Here is a 21,771-nt window from a genome sequence, read left to right as displayed (position 1 = left end):
TAGAGAATTTCTAAATGTTAATATCGTACATATAATTGGGGAGGGTACAAAAAAATGAAGAGAAAAAAGATGAAAAAATTGACAGCGGTCGTAGCACCAGTTTTAGTAATGAGTATGGCATTAACGGCTTGCTCTGGATCAGGAGATAAAGAGAAGGCAAGCACAACACCAAAAAGCGGTGAAAAAGAAGGTGGAAAGCTAGCGGCGAAGCAAGTGCTTAATTTAACAGAGTCTCAAGAGATTCCATCTATGGACTCTGCTAAAGCGACAGACCAAGTATCGTTTCTCGCTTTAAACAACGTAATGGAAGGTTTATATCGACTTGATAAAGATAATAAAGCAACACCAGGAGTTGCTGAATCATATAAAAAGAGTGATGATGGTAAAAAATATACATTTACATTAAATAAAAATGCAAAATGGTCAAATGGAGAGCCTGTAACAGCGAAAGATTTCGTGTTTGCTTGGAAACGTGCGGTAGATAAAAATACAGCAGCAGAATATGCATACATTATGTTTGATTTGAAAAATGCACAAGCGATTAATGAAGGAAAAGCGGAACTAGATACGTTAGGAGTAAAAGCTGTAGATGACTATACGTTAGAAGTAGAATTAGAAAATCCAGTTCCTTACTTTGTAGAATTAACTTCATTTGGAACATTTTATCCATTAAACGAGAAATTTGTAAAAGAAAAAGGAGAAAAGTACGGTTTAGAATCAGATACGACGTTATACAACGGACCGTTTACATTAACAGACTGGAAACATGAAGAAGGATGGAAATTAAAGAAAAATGCACAATATTGGGATAATAAAACAGTTAAGTTAGATGAAATCAACTTTGACGTAGTAAAAGATAGCGGTACACGTGTTAACTTATATGAAAGTGGACAAATCGATCGTTCAGGACTTACATCTGAATTTGTTGACAAATATAAATCAAACCCCGACTTCTTTACACAAAAAACACCATCAACGTTCTTCTTACGTTTAAACCAAAAACGTGGTGGGCAAGATACAGTATTAAAGAACAAAGATTTACGTTTAGCGATTGCAAAGGCATATGATAAAAAAGGCTTAACGAACGTTATTTTAAATGACGGTTCTACACCTGCAGATTATTTAGTACCAAAAGAATTTGCTAAGAGCCCAGATGGAAAAGACTTCCGTAAAGAAAATGGAGATATTTTAAAAACAGATGTGAAAAAAGCAAAAGAGCATTGGGAAAAAGCGAAAAAAGAACTTGGAAAAGATGCAATTACAGTAGAACTATTAAACTATGATGGTGATGGTGCGAAAAAAGTAGGAGAATTCTTAAAAGGAGAACTTGAGAAAAACTTACCAGGTTTAACAGTGAATTTGAAAAACCAGCCATTTAAACAAAAGTTAAAATTAGAATCAGATCTAGATTATGATTTATCTTACGCTGGTTGGGGGCCTGACTACTTAGATCCAATGACATTCATTGATATGTTCGTTACAAATGGTCCTCATAACCAAACTGGATATTCAAATCCAAAATATGATGAAATTGTACAAAAAGGTAAAGGTGAGCTATTAACGAAAACGAAAGAGCGTTGGGATAGCTTACTAAAAGCTGAGAAAATGTTACTTGATGATGCTGTAATTGCACCATTATATCAACGTGGTGATGCTATCGTTCAAAGACAGAAAGTAAAAGGTATTGTTCACCATCCAGTTGGTGGAGACTACAGCTATAAATGGGCATATATTACAGAGGATAAGTAAGATGAGGGGCGTACAATACGCCCTTTTTTCTATGCACTTTTCTTCCGTGCTCGAATATATAAAATGAAAAAGGGAGAATCCCATGAAACGAAACACATACATCGATTTCCTAGCTTATTACGGAATAGGAAGTGCTCATCCTGGTGGCTTTACGTTAACAAAACAATTGTTAGCACAACTGCCTTTTAAATATGGAGCGAATGTCCTTGAGATAGGTTGCGGTACGGGGAAAACAGCGGCGTATATGACAAGTGAATTTGGTTATAAAGTAACAACGGTTGAAAAGAATGAAATTATGATTCAAAAGGCAAAAGATAGATGGTTGTTTGAAGGGTTAGATATACAATTAATTGAAGGAAATGTAGAGCATTTACCGTGTTTGAATAACTCATTTGAGTTCGTACTTGGAGAATCAATCATCGCTTTTACAGACAAAGAAAGGGTTATCTCGGAGTGTTATCGTGTATTACAGCAGGACGGTAAGCTTGTTGTCATTGAAATGATTATTGATAGGCACATTGATAAGGGTGAGGAAGAAAAAATCGCCCAATTATATGGCATGAAAGAACTATTAACTGAGAAGGAGTGGGTACAATTATTTCAGAAAGCAAATTTTAAAAGAATTACAATTGCTGGTGGTGGCACGATTGCAGAAACAATCTCTGGCTATGTAGAAGAGCCAGAATGGAATGTATCCTCACATATTCCGAATGAGTTATATGAGGCGTGGGTACAGCATGAAAATGTACGGCTTATGTACCAACACATTTTAGGGCATCGTATTTTTATATGTGAAAAATAAAGAAAAAGAGTTGGCTAAAGGTAGCCAACTCTTTACTATGTTAAATGAAAAATAATGCAGCTAATGTAATTCCGAAGATGAAACCAAATCCGAGTTCAACACCCCAGCCACAACCGCCGCCTCCCCAGCCGCCGCAACCACAACTACTACAACCACGACCACCACATCCGCAGCTGCTGAATCCACCACCGCATCCGAATCCACAACTATCACACCTGCTAAGGCCTCCACAAAGGTCACAACCACCGTTTGCATAAGCGTCGTAGTATCCGAATCCTGAATCAAAAGATGAGCGCTGTTGCACCGGTTCAATCCATACAGAGCTTTGTGTCACATCGATTATTTTCCCTAAATGTATACGGCCATCACGGTCTTCAATCCGAACAACTTTTCCGAAGTAACGTCGGCATGTATCATAACATTTTTGTCTATGCATGTTCTTTCCTCCTTCCGCATTACAGTAATACGATATGTAAGGGGGACAAGTGCGGCTTGTACGAATGCCCTATCTATCATAATTGTTATAGGAAAGGGGAAATATAAGAAGAGGATATATAAGGAGGAAAAGGCATGAAATCTACAGATCAGTTTCAGACATACGAAGTACCGTGGGAAGAATTTATTGAAGCGTTGCGAGAGGAAATGAAGAAGCAAGTAGGGGCAGATATTATTGATACAGTAGTTTGCAATTTAGAAGATGGTTTTGAAGTGTATACATATGTGCAGGGGGATTTAGATTTTGAATATAAGGAAGCGCTTGAGAGAAAATACGGAAGTGATGCGAAGACACCTAATGTGTTAACGATAATGTTATTAGCTAGTATTTATAATACAAGTGAAGAGAATATACGCTTGCATGCGGATCATAAAGAGAATCCGATTGTTGAAGTGTATGTAAAGCAATGAAACACGCTGTGGAAGGCGTGTTTTTTATTTGTATGATAAAATGTTAGAAAATTGAGAAAGAAGGTGAAGGGTTGGGAATTAAACATCTTAATTTAACAGTTACAGATGTAACAGCATCTAGAGCGTTTTTAGAGAGGTATTTTAGTTTAACTTGTAGCGGAACAAGGGGAAATGGCTTTGCAGTTATGCGTGATAATGATGGGTTTATATTAACGTTAATGAAAGGGAAAGACGTACATTATCCAAAAACATTTCATGTAGGATTTCCACAAGAAAGTGAAGAACAAGTAGATAAGATAAATCAAAGATTGAAGGAAGATGGATTTTTGGTTGAGGCTCCTAAACGTGCACATGCGTATACGTTTTATGTGGAAGCACCTGGTGGATTTACAATTGAAGTGATGTGTTAGTTAAAAATCAAACTTTTTGTTAAGTGTTTTTAAAATAAAAAGTAGGAAAAGTCTGTTTTAAGTGTGGAGCTTAAACAGGCTTTTTTACTTATATAATTGGATAGAGAATGCTAGAAGGAATATTACCAAGTGTATGGTCTGTTTACATAATAAAGTTATGGTGGGTTAGTTGTCCTAAAATACAAGTCATATATCTTGTTTCCTCTCATAAATTTAAACATAGGAATTTGTCTACAAAGGTGGCGAAGCCTCATCATGAAAATCCGAATTTGTGCCACGTTCATGTTGTTTCTATTTATATGTTTACCTTTATCAGCTTTTGCAAAAGGAGAGGAGGCAAAGGAAAGGGTCGTTTCACTTGTATATGACGATTCGGGCAGCATGAGAAATAACGATCGCTGGAAATATGCCAATTATGCTTTGCAAAGTTTAGTTGCGCTATTGGATGAAAAAGATAAATTTTCTTACGTTCCAATGAGTAAGCCGAATGATACATTAAACATTTCGTTAACGAAGGATAAAAGGCAAACAGAAATTGAGGGAATTGGAGAATGGAAAACGTATTTAAATACTCCATTTAGCGCAGTCGAAACGGCGATGCAATCTATAAAAAAGGAAGCAGATATAGATGGAAAACGTGAATTTTGGCTTATTGTATTAACTGACGGGGCATTTAATGATTTAGAGAAAGATAAGGTTGGCGGAAAAGAACAAATTTTGCGGGAATTAGCCCAGTTTAAGAAAGAAATGGATGCAAAAAAGATATCGTTACATCCAGTCTTAATTACGATGGAAGAAGATTTAGGACAACAAGAAAAAGAACAACTAAATACGTTCAAGGAAATATGGAAGAAAGAGATAAATGGTGTTACGATGCCGTCAAGCGGAGAAGATGGCATTGTAAAAAGTGTAAATCAAGTGGCAGCATTAGTTGCAAATCGTGATCCATTCTCCTCTGTTGAATCGATTGTAAAAACGAAAGTAGTTGGGAAAAGAGTAGAGATTACAACACCGTTTCCGTTAAAGCGTATGACGCTTGTACGACAATCGCCTTCTCTGCTCGATTATCAGGTCACACAAATTTCTAAACCATTACAATTACAATCTTCTTTTTCCATACATGCACCAGGAGAAGCAAAATTGTTCGGAAATATAGTTCATATAAGTACGAAAAATGAGGAAGTTATTAAACCAGGAACTTATACGATAGAAGTGGACCAGGACATTGAGAAAGAAGGACTACAAGTACTAGTTGAACCAGCGCTTAATTATACGGTTTCTACTTATGACAAAGATGATAGTAGTCAAAAAAATGTAGAGAAAATGTACGAAGGTGTTACTGCTGTTATTGAAGCAAAGCCTACGGAGTTACCAGTTCAGTCTTCTTACTTTCAGGCAGAATTAGAAATAGACGGAAAACACTACCCGATGAAGTGGGACGATAAAAAACATGTATTTTACTACGAAATGAAGATTGCTAAAGGGCTAGTGCGTGGGAAAGTTCATATGAACATAAAGGGATTTTACAGACAGACGAAAGAATTTAAAATCGAAGTAACGGAAAAACCAAAATTATCACTACAAACGATTACGAAAGATTATGAAGAAAAAGTAACAAATTTAGAGAATAGTAAACCGTTTATTATACAACCACAGTTAGATGGTAAGCCGATGACAGAAGAGGCTGTAAAGAAACTATTAAAATCTACTGGTGTCACATCTAAACAATCAATCAACTATGAAATAAAACAACATGGTAATCAAATTTATATTTATCCTCGCCCTCATTACTCCGACACATTCAATTTCACAGATACCGGCACCATAGAAGCTACCATCGTAGTGCAAGATTCAAAATTACAAGAAGTAAAGAAAAAAATATCACTTCATATTCAAAATGCTCCGTTTTATGAAAAATATGCGCTTATTTTTAAGTTTGTCATTCCTATCACTTTATTACTGCTAGTAGTAGGAATCATTGTTTTAGGATGGATTGTTCGGCCAAGATTTCACAGGAAAGCACTACTGTATTATGAATGGGATCAAGAGGTAGCGAAAGATTGGCTATATCAATCTGAACCAGAATTACTTCGAAATAAATGGTGGAACCATTATTTTGGTATCCCATTTAGAGCAGAAAGAAAAACTGTGCAATCCGTTACATTTATAGCGAAGAAAGGTTCGAAATCTGTCTTTGTAGCGAAAGAATCACAAGTAGTTGGAATGATTATTGATGGAATGTTTATAACAGAGGATGAAGTAGGAATGGAACATAAGACACTATATCCAAATGAACTTTTACTAATTGATAGAGGATATGGTAAGGAGATTTACAAGTACGAATGTGAATAGTAGGTAGGGATAAGAAGGGGATGGAGTATGGATTCTCTTCTCCTTTTTTCAAACAAGCAAGAATAGGAAGGTGGTTCACATGACATTACAAGTTCCAACAATATTAATTGGTTTAGGTGGAATCGGTAGTACTGTGACGCATCAAATATATGAAAAACTGCCTGAAGAGCGCCGAAAAAAGGTAGCAATGCACGTATTTGATACAGATGTGAATACATTAAGTAAATTTGATCATATTCGAAAGTTTAAGACACAAACAAGTTCTAGTAAAACGCCTAGGGAGTATATTGCAGGAGATCCAACGATCCCAGAGTGGTTTCCGATGGATCCGACTATACTTGATAAGCCATTAACAGAAGGAGCAGGACAGTTACGCGTTATTTCACGTTTAGCGTTACGTGCTGCGATGAAAGAAGATAAATTGACGTCTTTTTGGCAAGAAATCGAGAAAATTTTTCCGGTTACAAGTGATCAAACGGAATATGGTGTGCGTGTCATTATAGTAACATCACTAGCAGGCGGAACAGGTTCAGGGATGTTTCTGCAAATTGCTTTATATTTACGTGAAATGCTTCGGAAGAAATTGCAGCATCATAACATTTTAATACGCGGTGCGTTTTTAATGCCGGATGTTTTAGTAAAGACGAGAACAGTTAGCGCGAAAGAATTTGAAACGGTGCAAGCAAATGGCTATGCATCGTTAAAAGAATTACATGCTATTACGCTCGGGTCTACTGGAGAATTATCAAAACGCGGCGGTGTAACAATTGAATTAGAGTATCGCCCTGATCAAGTAGATGAAGACGGAAGAACGAATCATACAATTAAACAACATCATTTACCGTACAATTATTGTTTCTTATACGATTACGAAAACCTACATGGACACCATTTACACAATTTATCAGACTATATGGAACAGATGGCAAATACAATTTATTTACAGTTATTTAGCCCGATGTCCACAAGTCATTTTGCACAGGAAGACAATCAAATTCAGCAATTAGCAGAATCAAGCGGAAAAGGACGATATTGCGGGGCAGGAACGGCAAAACTCATTTATCCATATGAACATGTGTTAAAATATTGTGCTTTAAAATGGGCGGTGCAAGGTTTAGATGAATCGTGGCTTCATTTAGATCAACTGTTTCAAGAGAAGAAGCAAAGATACGATCAAGATGTAAAACGTGGGATGCAACGTGAAAAGCCGGAAAGAGGTAAAAGTTATTTAGAGGACTTGGAGCATCTTGCTACCCGTCCAGAGCAAGCTCATATTTTCTATAGACAAATGTACAATGAAACACGTGAAGGAGCAGAGGGTGGTAAGCTCGGAGTTGCGAAATCAAAACTGTTTTTAGAAGCTGTAGAAAGTTATGTACAACGAACGGTGCAAAAAGATGAGGAATTAAATCGTCTGCAACATGAGTGTAAAATTTCAGCTACGAAACTGAAAATGATGGAACAAATGAAAGGTGAAGTGGCAAGAGTGGATCATGCGGTTCGTTTATATGCGTATGCGATTCCGAGCCGTGTACATGAACATGTAACGACACTTTTATATGACATGATTGAATCAGACCGCTTTTCACCAAGTGGTTCTGAAGGGCAGTCCTATCAATTAAATACATGGTTTTTAAAGAAAACAGATCCAGTTCACCCAGTAGCAGCTCGTTTTATGTTATATGAAATTCGAAAGCAGTTAGTCGAAAAAATGAATCGACTACATGAAAATAATGAACAAAAGCGTAATTTAATTCAAAACTACGATAAGAAATTTAATGTGAGTAATATTGATGGAACGGTAACAGCTGTACGCCGAGTAGAAATTGCGCAGCAACAAGGCTGGTTTGGAAAAATGATTAATAACCAGCAGCGTTTATTTAAAAAGGAATTTGAAGATATTGTAACGCAGTACGTACACAAATTAAACGAATACCGTAAAGAAATGCTATTAGAACTCGTTTATCAATCGCTATATCAAGCAGTTAACAAAATGATTCAATATTGGGAAAGATTTTTTGATAATTTACATGAAACACGTGAAAATTTACTGTTTGAAATTCAAAAACGAAGCAAGGAATTTGAAGGGAAAACAAACCCAACGAATGTATACGTATTAGCTGAAGAGAAGTTGCAAGAAAAGATATGGCAAGATATGCAACAACATTTAAATTTAGGTGTATTACCGAAAGATATATGTGCGGAAATTTATATGAGCTTATACGGGGAATATTGCCGGGATGCGAAAACAGAAGAGATTCAATCGAAAAAGGTAGAAGACTTTTATCGTGAGCACATACTAAACTATTGTTACGATGAGTTACAAATACGCTATCGCGATAAATTAGAGCTGAACATCGTTGAAGCATTACGAAAAGAAGCGGATTATAAGAATCGTGATCGTGATGAATATGTTCGTGAAAAAATTGAAGACTTGTTCCATTTAGCAAGTCCATTCGTTCCGAAAGTTTCGCATCATAGGGAATTACAATATTGGGGTATACACCCATCTTTAAAGAAAGAATTGCAAGAGGAATTAATGCAAGAAATGTTTAAAGAAAAAGATACAGTACATGAAGCTTTTTCACCATTTGAAGTCATTTGCTATCGTGCACATTACGGTTTATCACTGCAAGACTTTCCTAAGCTTTCGTCTGGGCATATTGCAAATGGATTTATGAATGATAAAGGTGATTATTTTCAGTCTTACTATCGCCGAGTGAACAAGTTGAATAGTAAAAAATCTAGTTTAACGCCGCATTTAGATAAGTATTGGCACTTACCAGCCTTCATGCCAGACTTAAATGCAACGCAAACGAAGTTAGATTACGATAAATGTAATCGTGCTCTACTATACGCGTATATGTATCGCTGGATTAGTTTAGTTGCTGTTGATGGCCAGTTTGTGTATCAATATAATGGCGTTGGACGTAGCTTCTTAATTCAGTCGATGGGGAAAAATATTTCAAGCGAAAGTTATAAATTACACAGAGCGTTGCTTCATAACCCATTTATTTATGAAAACATCTTGTCCAGGTTTGAAGAAGAACAAGAGAAGGCGATGATACAAGGTGGACATTTATATACACATCCGTTTGTATTAGGTGCTCAAGATATTAGATGGCTTCGTAAAGAGCATGTCCATAATATTTTAGATATGATTTTAATGTATGACCGTGAAGCGAAATATGACCCAACGTTAGAAGAAACTTCTGATGAATTATTGAGGCTATTCCTTGATGAAATTGAGTTATATTTCCAAAACTATTACGGTACAGGTGCCGATATGGTTGCAAAGAAAGAGAAAGAAATGTTTATTAAACAATTGTGGGATCGTTCGTACGCGAAAGGTTATGTAGACCCAAATAGTGCACCGTATAAAAAGTGGCAAAATTTATTAAGTGTTCATGATGAGGAGGAAACATCAAAAACGAATGTTTAATGAATGAAAAGGGAATCCTTAAAAGTGGCAATACAACTTTAGAAAAGAGGGATTCCGATGCCGTTTTTAGGAAGTGTATATCAAATATTTGGATTGTATCCAGAAATTTATTATGGAATGATTTCAGCCGAACTTGCAGAACAGCAAAGGTTGGAACAAGCGGAAAACGAAGAACAAGAAACAGAAGCGTAACTGCATAGGAAGCTTCAAAATAAAAATGATAACACACTACTTGCTCTTTAAACGTATAAGAGTAAGTAGTGTGTTTTTGCTATTTAATAATCCCATTTTCTAAAATTTTAATAGTTGGTGCCACTTTCACATTAGCTTTTGAAAAGGCACTCGGCCAATCATCTTCAACTGTTTTCCATTCTTTATATTGAAATGCTCTCGCATAATCACCAAACCCGAATGGATCGAGTTGCTGTTTTTGGATTTTGTGGATTAAATCGTTTAAATCTTTGTTTAGTTGTTTTGCAATGAGAGAAGTTAATTTCTTTCTATCTTTGTCTATATCCATGTTGAATGTAAGTTCAGATACGGCAATTTTTAAATCCATTTTAACATTAAATTTGAAGTGGTTATCGCTATAGTCTGTACGGATATCACGATTCATGCTAAGAACGTTTATTGTTACGAAATCGTCACCTTCTGTATCTTTTAGATGACTATTACTTTCAACTGAATGAGACGGAATTTTCATTGTAAGTGAAACGGGTATATTAGCTTTCTTTTGCAACATAAGCAAAAGGGCACTTTCATAACGATTTAAAGACATCTTATAAATTCCGCGAGAAGTTAATAGTGCAGAGCCTGTAACGATAACATCTTTTTTTCCTTTTTTTATTTCTGAAATAGCAGGTGTTATACCTTTATTAAACGTTTGCCTATGAAATTCATGAAATGGTGTGAAAACTGTCCGATTGTATAATTTATTTGTATTAATTAAATCTGTTAAATACTCGGGAAGGGCAGGTTTATCTTTAAAGTTATTATATATAACTGAAGAAACTGGACCGTCTACTGCGACCATGCGCATGTTTCCGGTATTTTTAGGATCGCGATACCAAACATCAAGGTAAGGCATAGCCCCTTCTTGTTTTAAAAAATTTGTGCTAAATAAAATGAGCTGTAACTTTTCTGTAGATACTAAACCGCCACTTGAACTATTAAACGTTGCTTTTGCTTCTCGAGGTGTACGCACTTTTGCTTCATGTGTTTCGTAATTTTTTTCTACGTCTTCATTAAAAGTAGGGTTTACGTGGTACACAATTAATTTTCCTTTTGCTTTTGCGTCAAAACCGTAAATTAATGAAATAGATTGTTTTTCTAAGTCTAGCCGGTCTCCACAGCCTGTTAATAAGGTTATGAGAAAGCAAGGTATAGTGAAATGAATAAAGCGCCTCATTTAAATTTTGCTCCTTTTCCAATGCTGATAAAGTGTCATGTATAAGAGAAATACGACTGGGAATAGAAAAACGATAAAATAACTGGCAGTTCCCCAAAATTCTCGCAACGCACTTATTTGGTAAGAGGAAGGGATATAAAAGAATAGAACGAAAATGCACCCGAATAATAAAATCCAAACAGGTAATGGACTCCCTTTTTTGTTAAGTAATTGATTGATTCCATCTGAAGCAGTGAAAATATAAGGAATACAAGAATCGAAAATAATGAAGAGATAAAATGATAAAAAGATAATTTCAAATCGTTCCAGAAATGAAAAGTGAAATGGTGTAACAAGAGAAAGAGTCGGCCATAAAAATTTCGTTATACCATCCGGGCTAAAATAAACGAAAGAAACGAACGTAACTTGTAGGTAAACAAATAAAGTAATCATATTTGCAATAACGATTCCTTTTTTTGCAGCTAATTTGTTAGTTAGATAGGGATAAAGGACGAATGCAAACTCGAATCCGAGAAACGCAATGATAGTTGATTTCACTGTGGTTACAACTGGTATCCATCCTTCCTTTAGAAAGGGAAGAAGATATATCCAATGACCATCTTTAAGAGGAATAAATAATAGTAATGGCATCCAAAGGGTAAAAATTACAGTGAAAACGGCAAAGCGACTAATAATAAGTACACCTTTACATGCAAGCATAAGCATTGGAATAGAAAGCAAAATCATAATTAAAAACATAGGAGATCTAGGTAAAATCCAAATGTGAATAACATACAGGAGGGAAAAAACTAAGGAAACTGCTGCAAGTACAGCATATAAAATCCAAAAAATCATTCCTACTCTTCCTAACCATTTTCCAAGATAACGAGTCAGCACATGAAGTAAAGTATATCCAGGATGCTTTTCCATAATTTTTACAATACATAAACTGACTAAAGTAGTGATAGCGCATCCGATAATAATAGACATCCAGCCATCTGTATTCGCACCTTGTGCAACTTCACGCGGAAGTGTAAGGACACCGAATCCTACTTGAACACCACTAATCGTTAAAATGTATTGAAATAAAGTGATCTCCCTCTTTGTACGTTTTGTCACTTATTCTCCTCCTTTTCCTCAACATCTCTTTGCCGGTTATCTTGTTTTAATTGTAGAGATAGTGGCCGTTTCTTCATAATTTTCCATGGGAAACGTACAAGGGTATCTTTTAAATCCGAAGCATATGACGGAGAAAAAGGACTACCATATGGCACACCAAGTGATTCCATAGAAAGAATATGGATGATAATAATTGCCATTCCAACCATAATTCCAATGACGCCAAATAAAGAGGCGGCTATCATCATTGGGAATCGAAGAAGCCGAATTCCTGCTGACATTTCTAAGTTGGGAATAATGAAAGAGGCAACCGCAGTAATTGATACGACGATAACCATAACGTTACTAACAATCCCAGCTTGAACCGCAGCTTGTCCAATTACAATTCCTCCTACGACGCCGATTGTTTGTCCAACAGGTCCAGGGAGCCGAATCGCTGCTTCTCGGAGCATTTCGAGAACTAATTCCATTAATAAAGCTTCTAATATGGGGGGGAAAGGAATTTTGGCTCGAGATTCTCCAATCGTTAACAACAATTTGAGCGGAATCACTTCATAATGGAAGGAAATCATAGCAATATAAAGAGCAGGAGCAAATATTGCAATAAATAGTCCAGTGAAACGAAGGAGTCGTATAAAAGATGGAATCATAGGTCTGAAGCTGTAATCATCTATCGTCTGAAAAAAGGATGAAAAGGTCATAGGTCCTATTAATACGCCTGGTGAGCGATCTACAACAACGGCAATTCGCCCATCAAGAATATGATGTGCTGTTGTGTCAGGGCGTTCAGTTATTGATAATTGTGGAAAGAGAGTAAAGGAATTATCTTCAACAAACCCCTCTAATTCACCAGTAGTAAGAATCGCATCAACTGTTACTGACTCGATACGGGATGCCATTTCTTTTACGACATTTTCGTTCGCAACATCTGCTAGATAAAGCAAAAAAATCTTTGAAGTAGCTCGTTCACCAACAGTGAATTCCTTCACTTTCAATTCGCGATTTGGAATATATCGACGAATAAGTGCAAGGCTGTCGCTCGCTACTTCATTAAATCCTTCGTGTGAGCTTTTTATGGAGCTCTCTGTTGTAGGTTCTTCAATACTCCTTTTTGGTGCCGCTTGCGTATCAAGCTCTAAAGCGGATAGTTGCCCGTTTATAAATAAAATACTTTTGCCGTGTAAAAGAGATTGTTCAATGTCTGTCCACTGTTGAACTTTTTTTATATTTCCGATAGAAACAGAAGCTTCCCAAAAATCGTCTTCATTCCACTCTTTAAATAAGAGAGGACGAAGAATGTTTACGTTAATAACAGTTTTGTCTACAAGTCCTTCCATATATATAAGTGCAGCTTCTTTTCCGTTTTTTAATGGAAAAGTGCGTGTTATTAATTCTGGAATACCGCTAAACAGTTTGGACAAGTGCTTTAAATTAAGGGAAAGGGAAGAAGAGATAGATTTATTTAATGCGTAATCAGCTTGTTCTTGGGTAGAAAAAGATTTTTCACCACGAATCCATTTATTAAAAGACCCCATTTGTTCGCTTACTCCTTGTTATGTTTTATATGGGTTATTATGGATAGTTACAAGCTGACATATGCGTAGTTTAAATTTTATATTGTATATTTTTAACTTTAACGCTATAATTATAGTGTTAAAGATGGAATCGTGATATGACCTGTTATGAATCTATCGTTTTATTTATGAATAAATGGATTGGTATTTTAGCAAGATGTGCTAATAAACTACTCCACCATGATGATAGCGTGCCAAAAATGTGGTGCGTATATTTTCGTGGTGGAGTTTTTTTATTCTCAAAAAGGGGGAAAGACCATGAATGACAACATGGTTCATATTACAATTGACGGAAAAAAGTATACAGCGGAGCCTGGTTCGACGATATTGGGTGTTATGAATGAGAACGGGATTGAACATCCGCAAATTTGTTACGTGCCAGAAGTAGATCCTATTCAAACATGTGACACTTGTATTGTAGAAGTTGACGGAAAGTTAATGCGTTCTTGTTCGACGATAGCAACGGAAGGTATGAGCATTGAACGTGCTTCTGTTCGCGCAAAAGAAGCACAAACAGAGGCGATGGATCGGTTACTAGAAAATCATTTATTATACTGTACAGTATGTGACAACAACAATGGGAACTGTAAACTGCATAATACAGCAGAATTAATGGAAATTGAACATCAAAAATATCCGTATGAACCGAAAGTAGATGTAAGTGAGGTTGATATGACGCATCCGTTTTATCGCTATGATCCTAATCAATGTATTGCATGCGGTCAATGCGTTGAGGTGTGTCAAAACTTACAAGTAAATGAAACGTTATCGATAGACTGGGAAGCGGAACGCCCACGAGTTATTTGGGATGAAGGAGTAAATATTAATGATTCTTCATGCGTTAGCTGTGGTCAATGTGTAACGATTTGTCCTTGTAACGCTTTAATGGAGAAAACGATGCTCGGTGAAGCTGGATTTATGACGGGATTGAAACCAGATATTCTTGAACCGATGGTAGATTTAATTAAAGAAGTTGAGCCTGGATATAGCGGTATTTTTGCGGTATCAGAAGTGGAAGCGGCCATGCGTGATACTCGTACGAAGAAAACGAAAACAGTATGTACATTTTGTGGTGTAGGTTGTTCATTTGAAGTGTGGACGAAGGGGCGTAAAATCCTTAAAGTACAGCCATCTTCAGATGCACCAGTTAACGCAATTTCCACTTGTGTAAAAGGGAAATTTGGTTGGGATTTCGTAAATTCTAAAGAACGAATAACAAAACCTTTAATTCGTAAAAATGGAACGTTTGTTGAATCTACATGGGAAGAAGCACTGAATGTAGTTGCAAATAAATTAGGCGCTATTAAAGAAGAGTACGGTAAAGGTTCTATCGGATTTATTTCTTCCTCTAAAATTACAAATGAAGACAATTATGTAATTCAAAAATTAGCTCGACAAGTATTTGGAACGAATAATATTGATAACTGCTCACGTTATTGCCAATCACCAGCAACGGATGGTTTGTTCCGTACAATTGGTATGGGCGGTGATGCCGGAACGATTAAAGATATTGCGCAATCTGGTCTTGTTATTATTGTAGGATGTAATCCGACAGAAGGTCATCCTGTTCTAGCTACACGTATTAAACGTGCACATAAATTACACGGACAAAAGTTAATTGTAGCTGATCTTCGTAAAACCGAAATGGCAGAGCGATCAGATGTCTTTATTAGTCCAAAACAAGGAACAGATCAAGTTTGGTTAATGGCTGTTACGAAATATATGATTGATCAAGGTTGGCATAATCAGGAATTCATTAATGAGAATGTAAACTTCTTTGAAGATTTCAAAGAAAGCCTAGAAGAATATACACTTGAATATGCAGAAGAAGTAACAGGTATTTCAAAAGAAACACTTATTCAAATGGCTGAAATGATTCGTGATGCAGATGGTACATGTATCCTTTGGGGTATGGGGGTAACGCAAAATACAGGTGGTTCTGATACTTCCGCTGCAATTTCAAACTTACTTCTTGCAACAGGAAACTATCGTCGTCCAGGAGCAGGTGCATACCCACTTCGAGGTCACAATAACGTACAAGGTGCTTGTGATATGGGTACTTTACCAGGATGGCTTCCAGGATATCAGCACGTTACTAACGAAATGGAACGTGCGAAATTTGAAACTGCTTACGGAGTGAAAATTGACAGTGAACCAGGTCTTAATAATATTGAAATGCTTCACGCAATTGACGAAGGAAAAATGAAAGCAATGTACCTTGTCGGAGAAGATATGGCTCTTGTAGATTCTAATGCAAATCATGTACATGAAGTGTTATCGAGCCTTGATTTCTTCGTTGTGCAAGATGTTTTCCTTTCTAAAACTGCTCAATATGCAGATGTTGTATTACCAGCAGCGCCATCTCTTGAGAAAGAAGGTACTTTCACAAATACAGAGCGCCGTGTCCAAAGATTATATCAAGTTCTTCCTACGCTAGGAGATGCGAAACCAGACTGGTGGATCGTCCAGGAAGTTGCGAATAAACTAGGTGCAAACTGGAATTATAGCCACCCAAGTGAAATCTTTGCTGAGATGGCAAGTTTATCACCATTGTTCTCGCAAGCGAACTATGAAGTGCTTGAAGGGTGGAACAGTTTCCATTGGGGAAGTTTTGATGGAACGAATACACCACTTCTGTTCCAAGACGGATTTAACTTCCCAGATAAAAAAGCTCGTTTTGCGATTGCTGACTGGGTACGTCCAGCTGAATTTCCAGCTGAGTTTGACCTTCACATTAACAACGGTCGTATGCTTGAGCATTTCCATGAAGGGAATATGACAAATAAATCAACAGGTATTCAAACGAAAGTACCTGGTGTTTTCGTTGAAATCTCTCCAGACCTTGCAAAAGAACGTGGAGTGAAAACTGGTTCATTAGTCCGTCTTGTTTCTCCGTTTGGAGCGTTAAAATTACGTGCACTCGTTACAGAGCGTGTAAAAGCGAATGAGTTATATTTACCGATGAATTCTACAGATAATGAAACAGCGATTAATTTCTTAACAGGTCCTGCGGTCGATACGCGTACGAACACACCTGCTTATAAACAGACGAAAGTGCGTATGGAAGTGCTAGAAGTTGATGGCGAAAATCCGATGCCAAAAGCGAACCCGCGTAATAAAAAACGTCATCCTCAAGCTGGTATTGAGGTACATCGTAAGTGGGCACGTCCAGGGTATGTGCATTTAACGGATAAGTAGGAGGAGAAAAATATGGCTGCACCTATAAAAATGATTCAAAAACAAGAATTAACTGAGGAAGAAATAAAACAGAAAAAATTAGATGATTTAAAAGAGCTTCTAGCTAATAATGAAGACGCTCTAAATCAAATGTTTAATATAGTAGGGGAATTGAATGATATTGGCATGTTAGAAGCAGCTAATTCTATGCTAAAGGCGAAAGAACCAATCGCAAAGATTGTTCTTGGCCAAGTGACTCGTGAGCCTGTTACAAATTTAATTAATAATATGATGGGGGCTGCGGGTGCTTTAACAGAACTTGATCCGGAGCTTACGAAAAAGCTTATAGGTAGCTTATTAGTAGGGCTAGAAAAAGGTAATGAACATTTAGAGAGTAATAAAAAAGTAGGGGTATTCGATCTTATGAAAGTATTGAAAGACCCAGATATTAACCGTGCTATCGGGTTTGGGCTTCATTTCTTAAAAGGTATGGGAAAAGGATTAAAAGAAGAATAAGTTTCATGAAGTGAACCTTTTCGCCCAAATGTTTGTACGAAATAGTTTGGGCGGAAGGCTCATTTTGGTAAAATATATAATAAAGTAAAATGAGGTTTGTGGGAGGTATAATGGTATGTCAAAAAAAGTACATGAATTTAATGATATGATACGAAAACTTCGAAAGGAACTTTTCGGAAAAGGGCCAGAACGAATTCATACTGTTTTTGCAGAAAACATGGCGATTGCGACTCTTTATGGAAACTTAACACCTACTGAAAAATTCATTTCAAGTACGATGGACGGTGCGGAAATGGTTCATATGGCTAGAACGAAAATGATTCAAGAAGTATATGCTGCGAATTCCCGTGAACATTTGGAGGAACTTGTTGGAGCGAAATTAGTGAACCTATTTTCAGATATGAAAGTAGAAGAAGATATTGCAGTTTCGGTATTTGTTTTTGATAAAAATATAACGTGAGAGAAGGATACTGATCGTGAAACCGATACAGGTAGAAAGAGAAATCTTTCGTTATGAACAAGGGGCGTTTAAACATATAGAGGACAGCATTGTAACAGAGTTTCCAGTCACGATTAAAATGAACGGACAGGAGTTTGTTACAATGGTTAGTACTCCAGAATATATAGAAGATATGGTAATAGGCTTCTTAGCATCTGAAGGAATCATTCGAAAGTATGAAGATATTGATGACATATGGGTACAAGAGAAAGAAGGATTTGTACATGTCACGACGGCAAAAGTAAATCCGTATTACGAACAAATGCAAAATAAACGATATATTACGTCTTGTTGTGGTATGAGTAGGCAAGGGTTTGTTTTTGCTAATGATGCACTAAGTGCAAAAAAAATGCAGGGTGTCCATGTACAGGTTGCGGCAGAGGATTGTTTTCGGTTAATGAAAGAAATGCAGCAATCTGCGGATACGTTTCATCATACTGGCGGGGTTCATAATGCAGCTTTATGTGATGTGAATGGTATTATTTTAAGCCGAATGGATATTGGTAGGCATAATGCACTGGACAAAATTTACGGTTATTGTTTAAGAAACGATATTTCTATAAAAGATAAAATCATTGTTTTTAGTGGTCGTATTTCTTCGGAAATATTATTGAAAGTTGCAAAAATCGGTTGTGAAATTATACTATCAAAATCAGCTCCAACTGAGTTAGCTTTGCAACTAGCGGAAGATTTAGGTATTACGACAATAGGATTTATTCGGAATCAATCCTTAAATGTATATACGCATCCAGAGCGTGTTTTAAATATAAAATAAGTAAAAGCGAGGCAATAAATATGAAATCTGTCACATTAGACAAGTTACAACGTCCGTTAAAGGATTTACGTATTTCAGTTACCGATCGCTGTAATTTTCGCTGTCGATATTGTATGCCAGAAGAAATATTTGGTCCTGATTACTCGTTTTTGTCTAATGATAAAATTTTATCTTTTGATGAAATTGAAAGGATAACTCGTATTTTCGTTTCTTTAGGTGTGAGAAAATTACGAATTACAGGCGGAGAACCGTTACTTCGAAGAGGGCTTCCAAAGCTTATTGAGCGGCTTCATAAAATAGATGGTGTGGAAGATATCGGTTTAACAACCAATGGATCGTTACTTAAAAAGTTTGCTCCTGATTTATATAAGGCGGGACTATCACGTGTAACAGTTAGCTTAGATTCCTTAGAAGAAGAGCGGTTTTTCTATTTAAATGGTAATAGGAGCAAAGTACAAAGGGTTCTGGAAGGAATACAGGCTGCTGCTGAAGTTGGTATGAAAATTAAAATAAATATGGTCGTTCAAAAAGGGAAAAATGAACAAGACATTTTGCAGATGGCGCAATACTTTAAGGAAAACAGGCATATTCTTCGTTTTATTGAGTATATGGACGTTGGAAATTATAATGGTTGGGATTTAAAAGAGGTCGTCTCTAAACAAGAAATAGTAAATACAATTCACAAAGTGATGCCGTTAGAACGGATAGAAGCAAATTATTCTGGTGAAGTGGCTACTAGGTATCGTTATATAGGAAGCGATGAGGAAATAGGTATTATTTCATCGGTAACAGATTCTTTTTGCTCCTCATGTACGAGAGCTCGTATTTCTGCAGAAGGAAAATTATATACCTGCTTATTTGCTTCTAAAGGAAATGATTTAAGAGAATTGCTTCGTTCTGAACATACAGATGAGGACATTACAGATGTAGTACGCGATATATGGAATAATAGGGAAGATCGTTATTCAGATGAACGCTTAAATCATACAAATAAGAAAACAATACCTAAAATTGAAATGTCACATATCGGTGGTTAATATATAAAGCTAGCGTCATAGTGAAAAATGGAAAATTTACAAGAGTTGTGGATTTTCTATTTTATAGTAAAAGTGATGATTGATATCTCTGTAAAAGATGTGCAGAGAAATTAAGCAGCATTCAAAAACCTTTATTTTGAGGAGGTTTTTTGAAGCTGCTTTTTTATTTGGAGAAAATGGAGGAATGGGTAATGGCATTTCATAAGCCGGAACAAATTGCTGAGCTTGTCATTGAGGCCGGTGTTCAAAAAGTAAGACAGACATTGCCAGCGATGCTTATTCTCGGTTTTTTAGGAGGAGCGTTTATTGCGATAGGTTTTTTACTTAACATTCGAGTTTTAGGGAATTTACCTGAGCGCTGGGGAAGTCTAGTTAATGTTTTAGGAGGGGCAGTATTTCCTGTTGGACTCATGCTCGTAGTATTAGCAGGAGGAGAATTAATTACGGGAAATATGATGTCACTGTCTATGGCGCTTTATGCAAAGAAAATTACATTGATAAGTGTACTGAATAACTGGGTTTGGATTACTCTCATGAATTTTATTGGGGCAATTTTCGTTGCGTATTGCTTTGGACATCTTGGCGGATTAACAGAGGGAGAGTATTTAAATAAAACGGTAGCGATAGCGGAAGGGAAGTTACATGAATCATTTGGGAGAACTTTAATTTTAGCAATTGGTTGTAATTGGCTCGTTTGTCTTGCTCTTTGGCTTGCTTACGGGACGAGTGATTTTGTCGGAAAAATCATCGGAATTTGGATTCCAATTATGGCATTTGTAGTCATTGGATTTCAGCAAGTAGTAGCAAATATATTTGTCATTTCCGCTGTTATTTTTGCGGGTCATCTAACGTGGATGGATCTGGCTAAAAATTTTGTTCCTGTTTTTATCGGAAATGTAATTGGAGGAGCTGGGTTTGTTGGTTTTGCTTACTTTGCTTGTTATCAGAAACAACATTCTAATATGAAATAGAGTTCTTGAGAGGAAGGGTATGTAATGGCTGATCGGTATTCACGACAACAGTTGTTCAAACCAATTGGGAGTAAAGGACAAGAAAAAATTCGAAATAAACATGTGTTAATTGTAGGAGCAGGCGCATTAGGAAGTGCAAGTGCCGAAAGTTTCGTACGTGCAGGTGTTGGCAAGTTGACGATTATTGATCGTGACTACGTTGAATGGAGTAATTTACAAAGGCAACAATTGTACTCTGAACAAGATGCGATAGAGAAAATGCCGAAAGCAATTGCTGCAAAAAATCGGCTAGAACAAATTAATTCGGAAGTACAAATACATGCTTTCGTAATGGATGCAACTTTAGAAAATATGGAAGGTCTATTAAAAAATGTAGATGTAATCATTGATGCAACAGATAATTTTGATATTCGTTTTGTAATAAATGATTTATCACAAAAACATAATATTCCGTGGGTATATGGTTCTTGCGTTGGATCGTATGGTATGAGTTATACAATTATTCCGCAAGAGACACCGTGTTTACATTGTATGCTGAAAAATATTCCTGTTACAGGTGTGACATGTGATACCGCTGGAATTATTAGCCCGACTGTACAAATCGTCGCAGCATATCAAGTGGCGGAAGCACTCAAAATTTTAATAGAAGATTTTTCAGCAATTAGAAAAACATTTTTCATGTTTGATATATGGAATAATCAAAACCATTTTATAAAACTAGGAAAAATAAAAACAGACGCTTGTCTCTCATGCGGTTTGAATCGAACTTATCCTTATTTATCATACGAAAATCAAACGAAAGCAGCTGTTTTATGCGGAAGAAATACAGTTCAAATTAGAACAGTAGACAATAGGAAATACAATTTTGATGATATAGAAAAAGTATTAAAAAAACTGGGAAGAGTAGATCGGAATCCGTATTTACTATCTTGCCAATTCGATGATTACCGCATCGTTTTTTTTCGGGATGGTCGTGTTTTTATTCATGGTACAAATGATATTTCAAAAGCGAAACAACTATATTATCGCGTATTCGGTTAATAGAGAGGGTGTCA

18 protein-coding genes are annotated in these 21,771 nt (G+C 36.4%); 14 read left to right on the top strand and 4 right to left on the bottom strand.

Annotated elements, in window-relative coordinates:
* The first annotated feature begins 54 nt into the window (after positions 1-54).
* A complete protein-coding gene (locus tag AXW78_RS16965; protein ID WP_000823444.1) occupies positions 55-1,749 on the top strand; it encodes a peptide ABC transporter substrate-binding protein in 1,695 nt (564 codons plus the stop codon).
* Positions 1,750-1,831: 82 nt separating this feature from the next.
* Positions 1,832-2,551 (top strand): class I SAM-dependent methyltransferase, encoded by a 720-nt coding sequence (locus AXW78_RS16960; RefSeq protein WP_000828257.1) that lies wholly within the window; start codon positions 1,832-1,834, stop codon positions 2,549-2,551.
* A gap of 40 nt (positions 2,552-2,591) precedes the next feature.
* On the opposite strand, the gene AXW78_RS16955 is transcribed toward AXW78_RS16960, so the two are convergent.
* Complete coding sequence (locus AXW78_RS16955) at positions 2,592-2,987, bottom strand: hypothetical protein (protein ID WP_000555000.1); 396 nt, start codon at positions 2,985-2,987, stop codon at positions 2,592-2,594.
* Positions 2,988-3,121: 134 nt separating this feature from the next.
* On the opposite strand from AXW78_RS16955, the gene AXW78_RS16950 reads away from it, so the two are divergent.
* From AXW78_RS16950 to AXW78_RS16930, 5 genes are all read left to right on the top strand, one after another.
* Positions 3,122-3,457: a hypothetical protein gene (locus AXW78_RS16950; RefSeq protein WP_000842901.1), complete on the top strand. Its 336-nt coding sequence runs from the start codon at positions 3,122-3,124 to the stop codon at positions 3,455-3,457.
* A gap of 71 nt (positions 3,458-3,528) precedes the next feature.
* Positions 3,529-3,867, top strand: coding sequence for a VOC family protein (locus tag AXW78_RS16945; protein WP_000511527.1), 339 nt, complete (start codon positions 3,529-3,531; stop codon positions 3,865-3,867).
* A 255-nt stretch (positions 3,868-4,122) separates the two neighbouring features.
* Positions 4,123-6,219 (top strand): vWA domain-containing protein, encoded by a 2,097-nt coding sequence (locus tag AXW78_RS16940; RefSeq protein ID WP_046945595.1) that lies wholly within the window; start codon positions 4,123-4,125, stop codon positions 6,217-6,219.
* A gap of 79 nt (positions 6,220-6,298) precedes the next feature.
* Complete coding sequence (locus AXW78_RS16935) at positions 6,299-9,661, top strand: tubulin-like doman-containing protein (protein ID WP_046945594.1); 3,363 nt, start codon at positions 6,299-6,301, stop codon at positions 9,659-9,661.
* Positions 9,662-9,718: 57 nt separating this feature from the next.
* A complete protein-coding gene (locus AXW78_RS16930) occupies positions 9,719-9,853 on the top strand; it encodes a phosphonate ABC transporter permease (protein ID WP_001116180.1) in 135 nt (44 codons plus the stop codon).
* Between the two features lie 79 nt (positions 9,854-9,932).
* Here AXW78_RS16930 and gerSC read toward each other — a convergent pair whose 3' ends face one another.
* Genes gerSC through AXW78_RS16915 form a run of 3 tightly spaced genes read right to left on the bottom strand, consistent with a single transcriptional unit; the run spans position 9,933 to position 13,702 of the window.
* Positions 9,933-11,069 (bottom strand): spore germination protein GerSC, encoded by a 1,137-nt coding sequence (gene gerSC, locus AXW78_RS16925; RefSeq protein ID WP_061884476.1) that lies wholly within the window; start codon positions 11,067-11,069, stop codon positions 9,933-9,935.
* Entirely contained in the window at positions 11,070-12,167 is a 1,098-nt protein-coding gene (locus AXW78_RS16920) for an endospore germination permease (protein WP_061884475.1), read from the bottom strand.
* On the bottom strand, positions 12,164-13,702 hold the full coding sequence (locus AXW78_RS16915) for a spore germination protein (RefSeq protein ID WP_061884474.1): 1,539 nt from the start codon (positions 13,700-13,702) through the stop codon (positions 12,164-12,166). Before AXW78_RS16915 ends, AXW78_RS16920 begins: the two co-directional genes overlap by 4 nt.
* A 297-nt stretch (positions 13,703-13,999) precedes the next feature.
* On the opposite strand from AXW78_RS16915, the gene fdhF reads away from it, so the two are divergent.
* The 7 genes from fdhF (at position 14,000) to AXW78_RS16880 (ending at position 21,757) form a co-directional block, all read left to right on the top strand.
* Positions 14,000-16,939, top strand: a complete 2,940-nt coding sequence (fdhF, locus tag AXW78_RS16910) for a formate dehydrogenase subunit alpha (RefSeq protein ID WP_061884473.1) — start codon at positions 14,000-14,002, stop codon at positions 16,937-16,939.
* 12 nt (positions 16,940-16,951) lie between these two features.
* Positions 16,952-17,434 carry a helical membrane plugin domain-containing protein gene (locus AXW78_RS16905; protein WP_000729889.1) on the top strand — a complete coding sequence of 161 codons (483 nt, stop codon included), beginning with the start codon at positions 16,952-16,954 and terminating at the stop codon, positions 17,432-17,434.
* A 115-nt stretch (positions 17,435-17,549) separates the two neighbouring features.
* The gene (locus AXW78_RS16900) at positions 17,550-17,894 is read left to right on the top strand and encodes a Na-translocating system protein MpsC family protein (RefSeq protein ID WP_000039582.1); all 345 of its coding nucleotides are present in this window, start codon (positions 17,550-17,552) and stop codon (positions 17,892-17,894) included.
* 16 nt (positions 17,895-17,910) lie between these two features.
* The gene (fdhD, locus tag AXW78_RS16895; protein ID WP_000802676.1) at positions 17,911-18,708 is read left to right on the top strand and encodes a formate dehydrogenase accessory sulfurtransferase FdhD; all 798 of its coding nucleotides are present in this window, start codon (positions 17,911-17,913) and stop codon (positions 18,706-18,708) included.
* A gap of 20 nt (positions 18,709-18,728) precedes the next feature.
* Positions 18,729-19,745 (top strand): GTP 3',8-cyclase MoaA, encoded by a 1,017-nt coding sequence (moaA, locus tag AXW78_RS16890; protein WP_000844116.1) that lies wholly within the window; start codon positions 18,729-18,731, stop codon positions 19,743-19,745.
* A 191-nt stretch (positions 19,746-19,936) separates the two neighbouring features.
* Positions 19,937-20,716: a formate channel gene (locus AXW78_RS16885; RefSeq protein ID WP_002164134.1), complete on the top strand. Its 780-nt coding sequence runs from the start codon at positions 19,937-19,939 to the stop codon at positions 20,714-20,716.
* Positions 20,717-20,740: 24 nt separating this feature from the next.
* A complete protein-coding gene (locus AXW78_RS16880) occupies positions 20,741-21,757 on the top strand; it encodes a molybdopterin-synthase adenylyltransferase MoeB (protein WP_061884472.1) in 1,017 nt (338 codons plus the stop codon).
* Positions 21,758-21,771: the final 14 nt, after the last annotated feature.

The organism is Bacillus thuringiensis (genome assembly GCF_001595725.1).
GTDB lineage: Bacteria > Bacillota > Bacilli > Bacillales > Bacillaceae_G > Bacillus_A > Bacillus_A thuringiensis_K.
The sequence above is the reverse complement of the archived record's forward strand: the minus strand, read 5'-3'. Positions and strand labels throughout refer to the sequence as shown.